At 68.0% G+C, this 15132-nt stretch carries 13 protein-coding genes; 5 read left to right on the top strand and 8 right to left on the bottom strand.

Going from position 1 to position 15132, the window contains the following annotated elements:
- Positions 1-12: 12 nt before the first annotated feature.
- The 6 genes from SPYCA_RS02995 to SPYCA_RS02970 all read right to left on the bottom strand — a co-directional run bounded on the left by SPYCA_RS02995 (position 13) and on the right by SPYCA_RS02970 (position 7899).
- Positions 13-1719: a hypothetical protein gene (locus SPYCA_RS02995; protein ID WP_120218880.1), complete on the bottom strand. Its 1707-nt coding sequence runs from the start codon at positions 1717-1719 to the stop codon at positions 13-15.
- Positions 1719-2723 (bottom strand): P-loop NTPase, encoded by a 1005-nt coding sequence (locus tag SPYCA_RS02990; protein WP_120218879.1) that lies wholly within the window; start codon positions 2721-2723, stop codon positions 1719-1721. Before SPYCA_RS02990 ends, SPYCA_RS02995 begins: the two co-directional genes overlap by 1 nt.
- A 14-nt stretch (positions 2724-2737) precedes the next feature.
- On the bottom strand, positions 2738-4267 hold the full coding sequence (locus SPYCA_RS02985; RefSeq protein ID WP_120218878.1) for an XrtA system polysaccharide chain length determinant: 1530 nt from the start codon (positions 4265-4267) through the stop codon (positions 2738-2740).
- A 48-nt stretch (positions 4268-4315) separates the two neighbouring features.
- Positions 4316-4909, bottom strand: coding sequence for an XrtA/PEP-CTERM system exopolysaccharide export protein (locus SPYCA_RS02980; RefSeq protein ID WP_232003633.1), 594 nt, complete (start codon positions 4907-4909; stop codon positions 4316-4318).
- Positions 4910-5140: 231 nt separating this feature from the next.
- Positions 5141-6370 (bottom strand): pyridoxal-dependent decarboxylase, exosortase A system-associated, encoded by a 1230-nt coding sequence (locus tag SPYCA_RS02975; protein ID WP_120222117.1) that lies wholly within the window; start codon positions 6368-6370, stop codon positions 5141-5143.
- On the bottom strand, positions 6367-7899 hold the full coding sequence (locus SPYCA_RS02970) for an acyl-CoA ligase (AMP-forming), exosortase A system-associated (RefSeq protein ID WP_120218876.1): 1533 nt from the start codon (positions 7897-7899) through the stop codon (positions 6367-6369). The genes SPYCA_RS02975 and SPYCA_RS02970 overlap by 4 nt, the downstream gene beginning before the upstream one ends.
- Positions 7900-7934: 35 nt before the next feature.
- Here SPYCA_RS02970 and SPYCA_RS02965 point away from each other — a divergent pair, with 35 nt between their 5' ends.
- From SPYCA_RS02965 to SPYCA_RS02950, 4 genes are all read left to right on the top strand, one after another.
- Positions 7935-8924 (top strand): GNAT family N-acetyltransferase, encoded by a 990-nt coding sequence (locus SPYCA_RS02965; protein WP_120218875.1) that lies wholly within the window; start codon positions 7935-7937, stop codon positions 8922-8924.
- A complete protein-coding gene (locus SPYCA_RS02960) occupies positions 8921-9199 on the top strand; it encodes a phosphopantetheine-binding protein (RefSeq protein ID WP_120218874.1) in 279 nt (92 codons plus the stop codon). The genes SPYCA_RS02965 and SPYCA_RS02960 overlap by 4 nt, the downstream gene beginning before the upstream one ends.
- Before the next feature lie 115 nt (positions 9200-9314).
- Entirely contained in the window at positions 9315-9995 is a 681-nt protein-coding gene (locus SPYCA_RS02955) for a hypothetical protein (protein WP_120218873.1), read from the top strand.
- On the top strand, positions 9980-10780 hold the full coding sequence (locus SPYCA_RS02950; RefSeq protein WP_120218872.1) for a hydrolase 1, exosortase A system-associated: 801 nt from the start codon (positions 9980-9982) through the stop codon (positions 10778-10780). Before SPYCA_RS02955 ends, SPYCA_RS02950 begins: the two co-directional genes overlap by 16 nt.
- Before the next feature lie 155 nt (positions 10781-10935).
- On the opposite strand, the gene SPYCA_RS02940 is transcribed toward SPYCA_RS02950, so the two are convergent.
- Positions 10936-13029, bottom strand: coding sequence for a malate synthase G (locus SPYCA_RS02940; protein WP_120218871.1), 2094 nt, complete (start codon positions 13027-13029; stop codon positions 10936-10938).
- Positions 13030-13197: 168 nt separating this feature from the next.
- Here SPYCA_RS02940 and SPYCA_RS02935 point away from each other — a divergent pair, with 168 nt between their 5' ends.
- Positions 13198-13497, top strand: a complete 300-nt coding sequence (locus SPYCA_RS02935) for a hypothetical protein (RefSeq protein ID WP_120218870.1) — start codon at positions 13198-13200, stop codon at positions 13495-13497.
- Positions 13498-13881: 384 nt separating this feature from the next.
- Here SPYCA_RS02935 and SPYCA_RS02930 read toward each other — a convergent pair whose 3' ends face one another.
- Entirely contained in the window at positions 13882-15063 is a 1182-nt protein-coding gene (locus SPYCA_RS02930) for a GGDEF domain-containing protein (RefSeq protein WP_120218869.1), read from the bottom strand.
- Positions 15064-15132: the final 69 nt, after the last annotated feature.

Here is a 15132-nt window from a genome sequence, read left to right as displayed (position 1 = left end):
GGATCAAACCCGTCAGAAGTTGTAACGCAGTCCCACCAAAGCCGAACCTATGAGCTGGCTGTTGAAGCCGTCCTGATCGAAGGCGTTGAGGCTGGCCGCCGCGGTCCCCGTCAGACCGCGCCAGAAACGCCGCGAATAGGCCGCCGACAGCCCCGCCGACTGGACGTCGCTCGCGCCCGGCGCGCCATTGTCGAAATAATTGACATAGCCCGACAGGCTGAGATCGGAATCGGCGTCGAGCTGGCGCCCCGCCGAGACGAACAGATACCAGCTTTCGTCGGTGATCCCGTCGAGGTCGGCGATCGGCGACAGCTGCGGCACGAGGAGCCTGCGCCGGTCGTAACCGATGCCGACGCCATAGGCCCAGCGGCCATAGCGCGACGCCATCGTCGCCTGCACCCCGCGACTGCGATATTGCGCCGCGGTGGCGTTGCCGAGCTGGTTGTTCAAACAGCCGCCGCCCTGCCCGCCGAACACACAGGGATTGATGTCGCCGTCGATCGGATTGCGCGTCGGGTCGAACTGCGTCGGCAGCGCCGCCAGCCCGCCCGACAACCCGCGGCCGAGGCTCGACAGCCCGTCATAGACGCCGACCTGCACCGTCGTCGCATGATCGGCGCGATAGGCGAAGCTGCCCGTATAGATGGTGTCGCCATAGCGCCGCCCGACGCGGGCGGTGAGCGAGGTGCGACGGCTCGGTCGCCACATCACCCCGGCGTCCCAGATCAGCCCGTCGGTGTCGAACGACAGGCGGCGCGGGGTCGATTTGTCGGTGACGAAACGGCCATTCGCATCGCGCACCGGCACGCCATTCGTATCGAGTACGGGGTCGCGCTGACCGATTTCGATGTCCTCGTAACCGACACCGCCCAGCAAGGCGACGGTCGGGCCGACCGGCACGGTCACGTCGGCGCGCGCATATTTGCCCTCGAACCGTTGGTCGAGCTGGCTCGCATCCTCGCGTTCATAACCGCCCGACAGCTGCCAGCCAAAGGGCAGGTCGCCCGGCCGCGCGCCGACGCTCGCCCAGGCGACATGGCTGGTCGAGCTGTCGAAAATATCCTGCGGCTGGCTGCCCGGCGACAGGATCGCAGGGGTGTCGACATCGACCTTGGTATAGCCGAAGCGATAGCCCGCGCCGAGGTCGAGCCCGGCGATCCGCCGCGCGAACGTCGGTCCGGCATAGATCGAATAAAGGTCCGCGACATTGCTGGCATCGCCGATGAACAACCCGCTGTCGGCGCCCTGCCCGTCGGCGCGCGTGCGCGTCGCGAGCGCCCCGGCCTCGAGGTTCAGCCCGCGCGCCGCCTCGATCCGCCCGCGCGCCAAACCACTGATCGTGCCCGAATCGCCCAGGTCGCCGTTCCAGCCGAAGCGATGTTCATAGCGCAGCGTCGCCGCGACTTCGGCGCGGCGCGTGACGATCGCGGCATCGATTCCCGCGGCGACGGTGGTGTAGGTGAGCACGTCGCCGCCGTTTTTCAGGTCGGCGGTGAGCACCTGCCCGATTTCGAGATAGGGGCTGACGTCGACGGTCTTCTGCGTCCGGCGGCCCTCGGCGCGCGATGCTGCGCGGCCCGATTCGGCTTGCGGCGCACTCGGCGGCGCGTCGCTGGCGCCGGGATCGCCCGAAAATTGCGCCTGCGCGCCGCTCGCGGTTCCCGCGAGCAGCAGCGCCGCCAGCGCCCCCGCGCCGCGCAAGGAAAGGCGCGTGTTCATCAGGCGCCCCCCTGCCCGTAATAAGTGCCGAAGCGGCGCCCGCCGGGCGAGAATTTGGTGCCGTTCAGGAGCAGCTGGATCTGCGGGCAGGCGCCCATCAGCCCGATCGCGTCGCGCAGCGCGCTTTCCAGCGTCGTATCGGCGCGCACGACCATGATCGTCTGCCCGACATGCCCGGCGAGCACCGCGGCGGGCGACGCCGCCAGCACCGGCGGTGAATCGAGGATCAGGATGCGCCCCGGCGCCCCCGCTTCGAGCTGTGCAAGCAGCGCCTCGGTCCGCGCCGAGGCAAGCAATTCGGTGTCGTGCATATGATGCGCGCCCGCGGGCATGACCTTCAGCCCCGGAATGTCGGTCTGGATCAGGCAGTCGCCGACCGCCAGATGCGGATCGGCAAGCGCGTCCATCAGCCCCGGACCATTTTCCAGCCCCAGTGTTTCGAGCACGCTCGGCTTGGCAATGTCGGCGTCGATGAGCAGCACGTCATGATCGGCCTCGACCGCCAGGCTCAATGCCAGATTGACCGCGGAGAAGGTCTTGCCCTCGCCGGGGTTCGCCGACGCGATCAGCACGCGGTGCCCGCGCGGCAGAATCGGGCGATTGCCCGTGCCACCGATGCCCCGGATCAGCTCGCGCTTCACGATGCGATATTCTTCGGAAATGCCCGTGACCGGCGTGCCCGGCACGATCATGCCCTGCGCCGCGAGCCGATCCCGGTCGATCGTCCCCTGCCGCGTCGGCACGATCGCGGGCGCCGCCCTGGCGACCTCCTTGCGCGGCGAAGGTCGCGGCGACGGTGCGGTTTCGACGACGGGTTCGGCGGCCTCGGCGACCGGTGCCTCCGCGACGGGCTCCGCCTTGACCGTCTTCGCCTTCTTTTCCGGCTCCGGCGGCAGGCTCGATACGTCGATCGTCGGCGCGTTGCCGACGGCGTCGAGCCCGAACATATCGGCGGCGCGTTCGAGCAACGAGGGTGGACGCTTGACTTTGCGCTGGTCGTTCATGTCATCGCCCCCCGTCACGCAACCATGCCGCGCTGGATGAACTCGGCGACAAGCAGCAGCGCATAGAGGCCGACGAGCGCGCCCCCTCCCCCGGCGAGCCAGACGAGCTTCTTGCGGCGATCGACCTGGCGTTCGGGCGTCAAGACTTCGGTGATCGATCCGATCACCGGCAGCCCGCTCGCGCGTTCGAGCCGGGCCGCGGTCGCATAGCTGGTGCGCACCTGCGACAGGCCGAACGCAACCCCGACACCGCCGCCGATGCCCGCGAGCAGCACGAGCGTCAGGAACAAAGGCCGGTTGGGCGCCGCGGGGCTCGTCGGTTTCGACGGCGGATCGAGCAATTCGATGCGGATCGCGTCGGTTTCGGTCTGCACCTCACCGCGCAACCGCACCTGTTCGCGCTGCGCGAGCAGCTTGTCATATTGCGCCTTGAGCGCGGTATATTCGCCGTTAATCCGGTCATATTCGGCGGCGATGCCGGGGTTCTGGATCTGCTGCGCGGTGATCCGCGCGATGTCGTTCATGAGCTGACTCTTGCGCGCGGTGAGCGCGCTGACCGTCGCCTGTCGCTCGGCGCGCATGGCCGCGAGTGAGGCGTAAGCCGGGTTCTGTACCCCGCCGCTGCCGCCCGTTCCCTCGCGGTCGGCTTGTGCTTTCAGCGATGCAATCTGACTTTTGAGCGCGATGACGTCGGGATGCGCATCGGTCAGCCCGCGCGAACGCATCGCCGACAGCTCGTTCTGCGCGCCGGCCAGCTGCTGCCGCGCGACGCCGCCGCCGACCCCGCCGACGCCGGGGATGGTCGCGGGGGTCGAAGCGAGCTGGCCGTTCGCCGCCGCAAGCTGCGCCTGCGCGGCGACCAGCTGCGAATCGATCTGGCCGAGTTCGGCGCGCGCCGCCTCGACGCGCTGCGCGGGCGATCCGGCGCCGCCGGGGACCAGCCCGATATTCTGCGCCTCGAACGCCGCGCGACGCGCCTCGACCTCGCGCAGCGCCTTTTCGCGGTCGGCAATCTGGGCGTCGAGGAACTTCAGCCCCTCGCGCGCATTGATCCGCCCGCCGCGCAGCTGATCGTCGCGGAACACGGTGATCAGGCTGTCGAGCACGCCCGACGCCAGCTTGGCATTGTCGGCGTCGGACAGGCTGCCGACGGCGATGCTGGAGGTGATTTCAAAGATATTGTCCTGCTGCGGCACGACCTTGATATTCTTTTGCAGCATCGCGACCGCGTTCGCCGCGTCGCGCTCGCTCGCTCCCGCGGGCAGCAGGCCCGTCGTCGCCGCGACCTTTTCCATGTTGCGCGCGCTGGTCAGCGTCTCGCGGATCTGGTCGATCTGCGCCCGGCCGCCGCCGACCTGCGCTTCGTCGGGCAGGATTTCGTTGACGTCGACGAGCAGGCGCGCGCGGCTGTCATAGCGGTTGGGGATCGACGCGATCGCCAGCCAACCGAGGATACAGATGCCCCATGCGACCGCCAGCACGAGCCACCGGCGCGTCCAGACGCTGTGCAGCGCCACCCGGAGTTCGTCGTAAAGGCTGTTCATCGCGGTCAGTCGATCCTTGGGATGGTTTGGGGGCTGCGCGCCTCGGCGTCAGAACATGCTTTCGGGGATGATGATGACGTCGCCCGGCTGCAATCGCACATTCGCCTTGATGTCGCCGCGCTTGATGAGGTCGTTCAAGCGCAGCGCGAACTCCTGCTGCTTGCCCGTCCCCTTGTCGAAGCGGACGAGTCGCGCCTTGTTGCCGGCCGCATATTCGCCCAGCCCACCGACCGCAATCATCGCGTCGAGCACCGTCATGTTCGCGCGAAAAGGGATCGAGGCCGGCTTCTCGGTCGCGCCGACGATCCGCACCTGCTGCGAAAAGGTGCTGTTGAAGCTGGTGACGATGACGCTGACGATCGGGTCGGTGATATATTGGCTGAGCTGGAGCTTGATGTCCTGTTGCAGCATCGTCGGCGTCTTGCCGACGGCAGGCATGTCGGTGATCAGCGGGGTGGTGATGCGTCCGTCGGGCCGCACCTGGACCTTGCCCCCAAGTTCGGGGTTGCGCCACACGAAGATCTGCAATTCGTCAAGCGGGCCGATGATATATTCCTCGCCCGGCCCTTCCTGGTTCGCGACGAAGTTCGCGCTGGGAAGCTGTGGCGCGCTGCCGCCCGCGCCCATGCACGCGGTCAGCATCGTCGCGGCGATGCCCGACACGAGCGCGGCGCGCGGGAGGCGGAGCGAGGGGAACGAAGCCATAATCATCAACCTTTCACGCCGTCAGGGGGAACCGCGGTCCGAAACCGGCGGCGACAGCCATTGAGTCAGCCTCCGCCATTGCGCGAAAAGGGTGAACATAATGTTAGTATTGGCATATGTTTGGCTCACACGCTTGCAAATATGTCCCGATCAGGGACATCTTCGCGGCTATACGAGCATCTCGCGCGCCGGTCCCTGCCCCAGAAACGCCGCCGGGCTGGCGCTGGCGCCATAGGCCCCCGCCTGAAAGATCGCGATGAGGTCGCCGACCCCGGCGCGCGGCAGCGCGACCTGGTCGCCCAGCCGGTCGAGCGGGGTGCAGAGGCAACCGACGACCGAGACGGTCTCGACGGCTTCGCGGCCGAACGCGCCGGCCACCGCGATCGGATAGTTGCGACGGATGACGGTGCCGAAATTGCCGCTCGCGGCAAGCTGGTGGTGCAGCCCGCCGTCGGTGACGAGGAAGGTTTCGCCGTGGCTGACCTTCCGGTCGACGATGCGCGTCAGATAGACGCCCGCCTCCGCCACGAGCCAACGCCCCAATTCCATCGCGAAGCGGCTCTCCGCCAGCACGGCGCCGCGCGCGGCGAGCGTCGCGCCGAGCGCCTCTCCCACCGCTGCGGCATCGACCGCCGTATCGCCGGGGAAATAGGGCACGCCCATCCCGCCGCCCAGGTTGACGAGCGGCGGCGCGGCGCCGATCGCGTCGGCGAGCCGCGCCGCGAGCGCGACCGTCTGCGCCTGTGTTTCGGCGATGGCGGCGGCGTCAAGCGCCTGCGATCCCGCGAAAATATGAAAGCCCTGCCAGTCGGCGCCCGCGTCGATCAGGCGGCGGACGAGCGCCGGAACCGCGGCTGTGTCGACCCCGAAGGGCTTGGCGCCGCCGCCCATCTTCATCCCCGATCCCTTGAGGTCGAAGTCGGGATTGACGCGCACCGCAAGCCGCGGCGTCGCGCCGAGGTGGTCGGCGATCGCCAGCGCGCGCTCCGCCTCGCCCGCCGATTCGAGATTGATCGTCGCGCCCGCGACCATCGCCGCTTCCAGCTCGCGGTCGCGCTTGCCCGGCCCGGCGAAGCTGATGTGCTCGGCCGCCATCCCGCTCGCCAGCGCGGCCTTGAGCTCGCCGCCCGACGCGACATCGAACCCGTCGACCAGCCCGCCCATGAAGGCGAGCAGCGGCGGATAGGGATTGGCCTTCATCGCATAATGAAGCTGCACGGCGGCGGGCATCGCCGCGCGCCATTCGGCGACGCGCGCGCTCAGCATCGCGCTGTCATAGACGAACAGTGGCGTGTCGCCCGCCGCGTCGGCGAGCGATTCGGCGCGGTCGCCGCCGATCAGCAGCATCCCGTCGGGATCGGCCCGGAAACCGGGCGGGATCGGCCCGTGCGGCTTCATGCCGCCACCGCCTTCGCCCAATCGGCGGCGATCGCCACACGGTCGAGCTTGCCGTTGGGATTGCGCGGCAGCGCGTCGCGCCATTCGATCGTCTGCGGCTGCATGAAATTGGGCAGGGTCTGGCGAAGATGGGCGGCAAGCCCGTCCTCGTCCGCGCGTCCGCCCTTACCGCGCACGATCAATATGATCGCCGCGCCCAGCCGCGCATCGGGAATGCCGAACGCGACCGCTTCGTAAACCAGCCCTGATGCGATCGCGGCGTCCTCGATCTCGGTCGGGCTGACGCGGTTGCCGACGGTCTTGATCATCGCATCGTCGCGGCCGACGAAATAGAGGAGGCCGTTCGCATCGCGCCGCACCGTATCGCCCGACCAGACCGCCGTGCCGCCATAATGCGATGCCGCAGGCGCGGGGCGGAACCGCTCGGCCGTGCGTGCGGCGTCGCGCCAATAGCCATGCGCGACGAGCGGGCCGCAATGCACCAGCTCGCCCGGCTCCTCGTCGGCGGTGATCGTGCCGTCGTCGCGGCAGACAAGGATTTCGGCGTGCGGGATCGCGCGCCCCATCGATGTCGGATGGTCGGCGACGAACTTGGGCTCCAGCCAGGTCGATCGAAAGGCCTCGGTCAGCCCGTACATCGGATAGATGTCGGCGGCGGGGAAAGTGCGGCGCATTGCGTCGATCAGCGACGGCGTCAGCGCGCCGCCGCTGTTGGTCAGGCGCTTGAGCGACGCGGCTGTGTCGGCAGGCCAGTCGCCCTCGACCAGCTGCACCCACAGCGGCGGTACGCCCGCGAGCGTCGTAACGCCGTGCCGCGCCACCGCCTTCACGACGTCGCGCGCGGTCAGATAGTCGAGCGGCGCCACGGCGGCGCCCGCATACCAGCTCGACAACAGCTGATTCTGCCCATAATCGAAGCTCAAGGGCAGCACGCCGAGCACGCGGTCGGCTGGCGCCAGCTTCAGATAGGTGGCGACGCTTTCGGCGCCGAGCCACAGATTCGCGTGGCTCAGCATCACCCCCTTGGGGCGCCCGGTCGAACCGCTGGTATAGAGAATGGCGGCAAGGTCATCGGGGTCGGCCTTCGACGGCGGCAAAGCCTCCGCCCCCGAATCAATGGCTTGCTCGGCCGCCTTCAGATCATGCAGCGCGCAGCCGGCGGACAGCCCATCGCCCAGCGCCTCGGCGCGCGCCGCGTTGGTGACGAGCAGCTTCGCCCCGCTGTCGGCCAGGATATGCTGCGCCTGTGGCCCTTTGAGCAAGGGGTTGATCGGCACGTGGATCAGCCCCGCGCGCGCCGCGGCGAGCGGCATCAGGCACGCGAGCCGCGTCTTGGCGCTCCAGCTCGCGACGCGTTCGCCCGGATCGCCGACCTGTTCGCGCAGCCACGCGGCAAGCCGTCCCACGCCTGCATCGAGTTCGGCGTAGGTCGTGCTCCGCTCGCCGGTCAGCAGCGCAGTCGCGTCCGCCGCGCCGCAGCGGGCGAGATGGTCAATTGGACGCGACACGGGATTTTGGGGCTTGGTCATCGGCTGTTAGGGGTGGGATGATAGAGGGGCGCACCATGCAAGGGAACGGTGAAGATCAGGCTAATGACGATGCGGCGCGCGCCGCAGACTTCGCCTCGCCTTTCGACCGCGCCGAATGGTTCGACCTGCTCGAAGCCTATGGTTTTGCGGGCAAGGGCCGCGTCGATGCCAGGGGTTCGAGCGCCGCCGCCACGGCGCTGCTGCCGCTACGGCGCGAAAAGGGTGGCCATCTCGCTGGCCTCACCAACTGGTACAGCTTCGCGATCCGACCGTTGTTCAGCGGGACCGAGGGTCGGCCAGCGGCGCTCGCCGACCTGTTCAGGCGCCTGCGCGCGGAGGCCGCCCGCCTGTCGCTCCATCCCGTGCTCGAAGGCGAACATGACCGGATCGCCGCGGCGCTGCGCGCCGCCGGTTGGTGGGTGCAAGCCACCCCCGCGGGCGATCGCCACTGGCTCGACCTCGGCGAGATGGACCATGCCGCCTGGTGGGCGAGCCGCCCCGGCGCGCTGCGCAGCACCGTCCAGCGCAAGGCGAAAAAGGGCATCGTCGATATTCAGCTGCTGACCGAGTTCGATCCCGGGAGCTGGGCCGCCTATGAACAGATCTACGCCGCGAGCTGGAAACCCGAAGAAGGACACCCCGCCCTGCTCCGCGCCTTTGCCGAAATGGAGGGCGCGCGCGGCACCTTGCGCATGGGGATCGCGCGCATCGACCATGTGCCCGTCGCGGCGCAGTTCTGGACCGTCGAGGGCGGCACCGCCTTCATCCACAAGCTCGCGCATGTCGAGGACAGTCTGAAAGCCTCGCCCGGCACCCTGCTCTCGGCCGCGCTGTTCCGCCATGTGATCGAAGTCGACGGCGTCCGCCGGGTCGATTTCGGCACCGGCAACGATGCCTATAAGCGCGACTGGATGAACCGCCACGATCCCCTGTGGCACATCGAGGCTTTCAATCCGTCGCGCGTCGCGGCATGGGGACCGGCGTTGAAGGCCTTTGCCCGTTCGCTGCTGAGGAAAGACAAGTGACCGATTCCGTCTCCGAAACATCGGGCGTCGATGCCGCCCTCCGCGCGCTGCTCGCCGACGTGCTCGGTCTCGGCGCCGACCGCGCGGCCGCGCTCGCCGACGACAGCGGGCTGTTCGGCGCGCTGCCCGAGTTCGACTCGATGGCGGTCGCGACGGTGCTCACCGAGATGGAGGACCGCCTCGCTATCCTCATCGACGATGACGAGATCGACGGCGAAATCTTTGAAACCTATGGTAATTTGCTCGCCTTCGTGACGCGCAAGGTGACCGGTTGACAGACACCGATACCACCCTCCACCGTCATCCCGGCGAAGGCCGGGATCTCGCCGTCGCGTTTTCGGCTATGGCGAGATCCCGGCCTTCGCCGGGATGATGATCGGAGTGAGGTGGATGACCGGGCACGCCCCCGAACATCAGCTCCGCATCGACCCGGCCGACCAGCCGCGCGCCACGATCATCTTCGTCCCGCCGCTGTTCGAGGAAGCCAACCGCACCCGCCGCACGCTGGTGCTCGCGATGCGCGCGCTTGCCGCGGACGGTTTCGCGGCGCTGCTACCCGACCTGCCCGGCCAGAATGAGAGCCTTGTCCCGCTCGCCAATGTCGATCTTGACCAGTGGCAGGACGCACTTGCCGCCGTTGTCGCGGAGATCGACGGGCCCGTCATCGTCGCGTCGGTCCGTGGCGGCGCGCTCATCGACCACCATGCGAAAGCCACCGCCTGGTGGCGCCTCGCCCCCGTCGGCGGCGCGTCCCTGCTCCGCACCCTGATGCGCGCGCGCGTCAGCGCCGACCGCGAGGCTGGACTGACCTCATCGCTCGAAAGCTTGCAAACGGAAGCCGCCACCGCGCCGCTGCTCCTCGCCGGAAATGCACTCTCGCCCGCGATGATCTCGCAGCTTGGCGCGGTCGAAGCGCAACCCGTCGAACCGCTGCGCAGCATTCCGCTTGGCGAAGGCGGGATCGCGGGCACGCCGCTGTGGCTGCGCGCCGAGCCTGGTGAGGACGCCGCCATGGCCAACGCGATCGCCGCCGACATTGCGGCATGGAGCCGGTCATGCGGCATCAGCTGAGTTTCACCTGCGAAGGCGCCGCGCTCGCCGCCACGCTCGACGAGGCGCCGGGAACCACCGGGCTGCTCATCGTTTCGGGCGGCAATGAAATCCGCAGCGGCGCGCATCGCGGCATGGCGATGCTTGCGGCGCGCATCGCCGATGCAGGCTATCCGGTGTTCCGCTTCGACCGTCGCGGCATCGGCGACAGCGAGGGGGTGAACGGCGGCTTTGAAAGCAGCGCGTCCGACATCGCCGCCGCGATCGCCGCCTTCCGCGACGCCGCACCGCATGTCGAGCGGGTCGCCGCCTTCGGCAATTGCGACGCGGCGAGCGCGCTGCTCCTCCACCAGCCGCTGCCGCTCGACGCGCTGATCCTCGCCAATCCCTGGACCTATGAGGCCGCGGCGGAGACCGCCGACGAACCCGCGCTACCCCCCGCCGCGGCGATCCGCGCGCGCTACCTGTCGCGGCTTGCCGATCCCGAAAGCCTGCTGCGCCTGCTGCGTGGCGAGGTCGATTTCGCCAAGCTGCGCCGCGGCCTTGCGGCGCTGCGCCGCCCGAAGCCCGCCGCCGCGCCGGACAGCCTCGCCGCGCGCCTCGATGCGGCGGCCCGGCGTCTTGCCATCCCCGCGACGATCCTGCTCGCGACCGGCGACCGCACCGCGCAGGCCTTCGCCGCCGACTGCCCGGCGATGCTGACGCGCTTGCCCGTCGAACGCCTGGCGAGTGCGTCGCACAGCTTTGCAGGCGACGACGCCGACTGGCTCGCGGCGCGCGTGTTGGATGTTATGGCGCGGGTTTAGGAACGCCGCTCGCTGTGCCTGTTGTGGGGTGGATTCCCCATCATTTCAGCCGTCATCCCGGCGAAGGCCGGGATCTCGCCGGAGCGTAAAACCGAGAGGGCGAGATCCCGGCCTTCGCCGGGATGACGATGCAGGCGAGCTTCGCAACCCGCCGCTCACCCCGCCTTTTTCATCTGCCTATATTTGTGCAGCAACGGCTCGGTATAGCCCGACGGCTGCGTCACGCCTTCAAAGATCAGCGCCCGCGCCGCCTGCCACGCGACGCCATCCGGCGTCAGCTTCTCGTATAGCGGGTCGCCCGCATTCTGCGCATCGACCTTCGCCGCCATCCGCGCCAGCGCGGCATCGACCTGCGCGGGCGTGCAAACGCCGTGGAGCAGCCAGTTGGCGAGCGCCTGGCTGCTGATCCGCAGCGTCGCGCGATCCTCCATCAACCCCACATCGTCGATGTCGGGCACCTTGGAACAGCCGACCCCCTGGTCGATCCAGCGCACGACATAACCCAATATGCCCTGGCAATTATTGTCGAGCTCGCGGGCAATCTCCGCCTCGCTCCAGTTGCGCCCCGCCGCAACGGGAATGGCCAGCAGCCGGTCCAGCGACGGCACCGCTTCGCCCGCAATCTCGCGCTGCCGCGCGAACACGTCGACCATATGATAATGCAGCGCGTGCAGCGTCGCGGCGGTGGGCGAGGGCACCCAGGCGGTGTTCGCGCCCGATTTGGGATGGCCGATCTTTGCCTCCAGCATCGCGCGCATCAGGTCGGGCATCGCCCACATGCCCTTGCCGATCTGCGCCTTGCCCGACAGGCCGCAGGCCAGCCCGATGCGGACGTTGCGGTCCTCATAGGCGGCGATCCAGTCGCTCGCCTTCATCTCGCCCTTGGGGATCATCGGCCCCGCGCGCATCGACGTGTGGATCTCGTCACCGGTGCGATCGAGAAAGCCGGTGTTGATGAAAACGATCCGGTCCTTCACCGCATGGATGCACGCCGCAAGATTGGCGCTGGTGCGGCGCTCCTCGTCCATCACCCCGACCTTGATCGTGTGACGCGCCAGCCCCAGCATATCCTCGACCGCGTCGAACAGCCGGTTGGTGAAACCGCATTCCTCGGGCCCATGCTGCTTGGGCTTGACGATATAGATGCTGCCCGCGCGACTGTTCGTCAGGGTTCCAAGTCCTTTGAGGTCGTGGAGCGAACAGAGGCTGGTGATGACCGCGTCGCACAGCCCCTCGGGCGCTTCGGCGCCACCGGGCAGCCGGATCATCGGCGTCGTCATCAGATGGCCGACGTTGCGCACGAACATCACGCTGCGCCCGTGGAGGGTGAACGGCTCGCCCGACGGAGAGGTCCATTGGCGGTCGGCGGCCATCGCGCGCGTGACGGTCCTGCCTCCCTTCTCGAAGCTTTCGGCGAGGTCGCCGCGCATCAGCCCCAGCCAGTTCGCATAGCCGAGCGCCTTGTCCTCGCCATCGACCGCCGCGACGCTGTCTTCCAGGTCGATGATCGTCGTCAGCGCCGCTTCCAGCACGACATCGGCGATTCCCGCCGGGTCGGCCCTTCCAATGGGGCTGTCGGGGTCGATCACCAGTTCGATATGCAGGCCGTTGTGGCGGAGCAGGATGCCGCCGGGCTTGCTGCCGACCCATTGCGCCGGGTCGGCGAGCGCCAGCTGGCCGCCCTGCCAGTCGGCCCAGCTGCCCGACGCCAGCGGCGCCGCTTCGTCGAGGAACGCCTTGGCGCGCGCGATCACCGCCGCGCCGCGCTCCGCATCATAGCCACCGGGCTTCGCGGGCGGCGCGTCAAGCGCATCGGTGCCGTAAAGCGCATCGTACAAGCTGCCCCAGCGCGCATTGGCGGCGTTGAGCGCAAAGCGTGCGTTCAATGCGGGCACGACCAGTTGCGGCCCGGCCATCGTCGCGATTTCGGGATCGACGTTCGCCGTGCCGATCTGGAACGGCGCGGGTTCGGGAACGAGATAGCCGATTTCGGTGAGGAAGGCCTGATAGGCGGCGGGATCGTGCGGCTGGCCTTCTCGCGCTTGATGCCAGGCGTCGATCCGCGTCTGCAAATCCTCGCGCTTCGCCAGCAGCGCCACATTTTCTGGCGCGAATCTGCCGAGCAAGGCCGCGAAGTCGGCCCAGAAGCGCGCAGCGTCCAGCCCCGTTCCCGGCAGCGCGCGCTGCTCGATGAAATCGGCCAGCCGCGAATCGACGGACAGGCCGGAGCGGTCGAGATATTCGGTCATGCTATCACCCTCTGGTCGGCGCGGCTGCGCCCGTGGACCCGGGGAGGAAAGGGCAGCCGCCCTATGCCGCGATTGGTTTCGATTGGCAATGGGCGCTTTTCAAGCCCGACGGCGTAGGTTAGGTTGCACTGCACAACGAAAAAGACATCTCCCCAAACGACCGGACTCATGGACGACACACGACTGAAATTGATGGAAGCCATCGCGCGCAAAAAACTGGTGACGGCGCAATATAACGGCCAGTCGCTGACGCTTGCGCCGCATCTGTTGTTCGAACGGCACGGCGACCTTTTCGTCAGCGCGCTCAACCTGGGCAAGAATTGGCGGGCGGACGAGGAACCACGGCTCGGCCATTTCAAACTTGGCGGACTCGCGGCGGTCGTGCTCAGCGACGAAGACTTTGCTCCCCTGCCCGGCTTCGACGCCGCCCCGCCGCGGGAGGAGGATATCCCGCTGTTGGGGGTTTAGAGCGGCGAGCCTTAAATATGAACCGTTTGCCCTGAGCTTGTCGAAGGGCCGTTCTTTCTTTTTTGCACCGCAAGAAGAAGGACGGTGCTTCGACAAGCTCAGCACGAACGGATTTGGGGATGATGCGGATTTAGAGCGTCGTGCGCTAAATCGGCAACGCTTCAATTCCGTTCGTGTCGAGCGGAAAGATGGCTCAGATTAAACGCGCGCTGTTCTAACGCACGATGCTCTGAGGCGTGGGCGGTTGCGCCGAACATCCCTCTCTACCCCGTCATCCCGGCAACGGCCGGGATCTCGCCCTCTCGTATTTGCGCACCGGCGAGATCCCGGCCTTCGCCGGGATGACGAAGAAAATATGAGTCAGCGATCCGCCCGATTTCGCGGTCACGCCGCCCCGACCCCCACCGCCGACGTCGGCACCATCTCGCCCAGCGCGACGCGAACCTGGTTCCGCCCGCCTGCCTTGGCACGATAAAGCGCGGTATCGGCACGGCGCAGCAGGTCGAACAGCGAATCCTCGGCCCCGCGCTGCGCGACGCCGAACGAGGCGGTAAAGCCGCGGTCGACTCCCAGCACCGGCAGCCGCGCCGCGGCAAAGGCGGTGCGCACCTTTTCGGCATAGATGCGCCCGTCCGACAGCATCGCATCGGGCAGCAGCACGGCAAACTCCTCGCCGCCTATGCGGCCGACGATGGCGTCGGCGGGGGCGGCGTCGACCAGCATCGCGGCAAAATGCGCGATCACGCCGTCGCCCGCGGCATGGCCGAAGCTATCGTTGATCGTCTTGAAATCGTCGAGGTCGGCCGCGATCAGCACCGCCGTCTCGCCGCCGCGCAGCAGCGCCATCCCGGCGTGCTGCTCGAATCCGCGCCGGTTGAGCACGCTCGACAGCGGATCGGTTTCGGATCGCGCGACGATTTCGGCGGTCGTATCGCGCATCATCACCAGCAACAGGACGAGCGCGATCGCCATCAGTGCAACGACGCTGCCGCTTTGCGAAATCGCCGCATAGGTCGACGCGATATAGCCTTGCGGCGAACTCGCGGTGCCGACAACCGCCGCGATCAGCGGCTTCGCCAGATAGATGAGCGCCGCAACGATCTGAAGCGCGATCAGCAACAGGTCGAGCGCCTGCCGTCGCCCCGACCGCAGGATGACGATGGCGAAGAGCGATTGCATCGCGAAATAGGGCAGCTGATACAGCGTCAGTCGCGGCGACGATCCATAGGGCAGGCTGAATATCACCGGCACCGCCAGGATCGTCAGCACCCAGATCGCCGCGATCGCGACCCATGGCGGCGCGACGCGGTAATGCGACGCGACGCCGATCAGTGCGAAACTCTGCGCCATCAGAAAGACCAGGAAAATGCTGATGCCGATGGGGATCGGATCGACCTGGCGCGTCAACAGGAACTCAAGCCCGACGTTGACGATGCCCAGCGCGCTCCCCGCCGCCAGCCACCACGCGCCGCGCGCCGTCCGGTTCGTCGCCGCAACCACGGCGAACGCCGCGGCGATCAGGCCGGCGACGGACATGTTGATGCCAAGGACAAAGGCGACGGACATCGGCTCACTCATCAGTTTGCAGCCAGCCTAGGCCCCGGTCCCCAAGGTTCGGTTAACGCCTTGCGATTC

It is taken from the genome of Sphingopyxis sp. FD7 (assembly GCF_003609835.1).
In the GTDB taxonomy this organism is placed as follows: domain Bacteria; phylum Pseudomonadota; class Alphaproteobacteria; order Sphingomonadales; family Sphingomonadaceae; genus Sphingopyxis.
The sequence above is the reverse complement of the archived record's forward strand: the minus strand, read 5'-3'. Positions and strand labels throughout refer to the sequence as shown.

Bases quoted from the DNA above. Each gene is read 5' to 3' on its own strand.
- SPYCA_RS02995 (WP_120218880.1), bottom strand. From the start codon at position 1,719: ATGAACACGCGCCTTTCCTTGCGCGGCGCGGGGGCGCTGGCGGCGCTG.
- SPYCA_RS02990 (WP_120218879.1), bottom strand. From the start codon at position 2,723: ATGAACGACCAGCGCAAAGTCAAGCGTCCACCCTCGTTGCTCGAACGC.
- SPYCA_RS02985 (WP_120218878.1), bottom strand. From the start codon at position 4,267: ATGAACAGCCTTTACGACGAACTCCGGGTGGCGCTGCACAGCGTCTGG.
- SPYCA_RS02980 (WP_232003633.1), bottom strand. From the start codon at position 4,909: ATGCTGACCGCGTGCATGGGCGCGGGCGGCAGCGCGCCACAGCTTCCC.
- SPYCA_RS02975 (WP_120222117.1), bottom strand. From the start codon at position 6,370: ATGAAGCCGCACGGGCCGATCCCGCCCGGTTTCCGGGCCGATCCCGAC.
- SPYCA_RS02970 (WP_120218876.1), bottom strand. From the start codon at position 7,899: ATGACCAAGCCCCAAAATCCCGTGTCGCGTCCAATTGACCATCTCGCC.
- SPYCA_RS02965 (WP_120218875.1), top strand. From the start codon at position 7,935: ATGCAAGGGAACGGTGAAGATCAGGCTAATGACGATGCGGCGCGCGCC.
- SPYCA_RS02955 (WP_120218873.1), top strand. From the start codon at position 9,315: ATGACCGGGCACGCCCCCGAACATCAGCTCCGCATCGACCCGGCCGAC.
- SPYCA_RS02950 (WP_120218872.1), top strand. From the start codon at position 9,980: ATGCGGCATCAGCTGAGTTTCACCTGCGAAGGCGCCGCGCTCGCCGCC.
- SPYCA_RS02940 (WP_120218871.1), bottom strand. From the start codon at position 13,029: ATGACCGAATATCTCGACCGCTCCGGCCTGTCCGTCGATTCGCGGCTG.
- SPYCA_RS02935 (WP_120218870.1), top strand. From the start codon at position 13,198: ATGGACGACACACGACTGAAATTGATGGAAGCCATCGCGCGCAAAAAA.
- SPYCA_RS02930 (WP_120218869.1), bottom strand. From the start codon at position 15,063: ATGTCCGTCGCCTTTGTCCTTGGCATCAACATGTCCGTCGCCGGCCTG.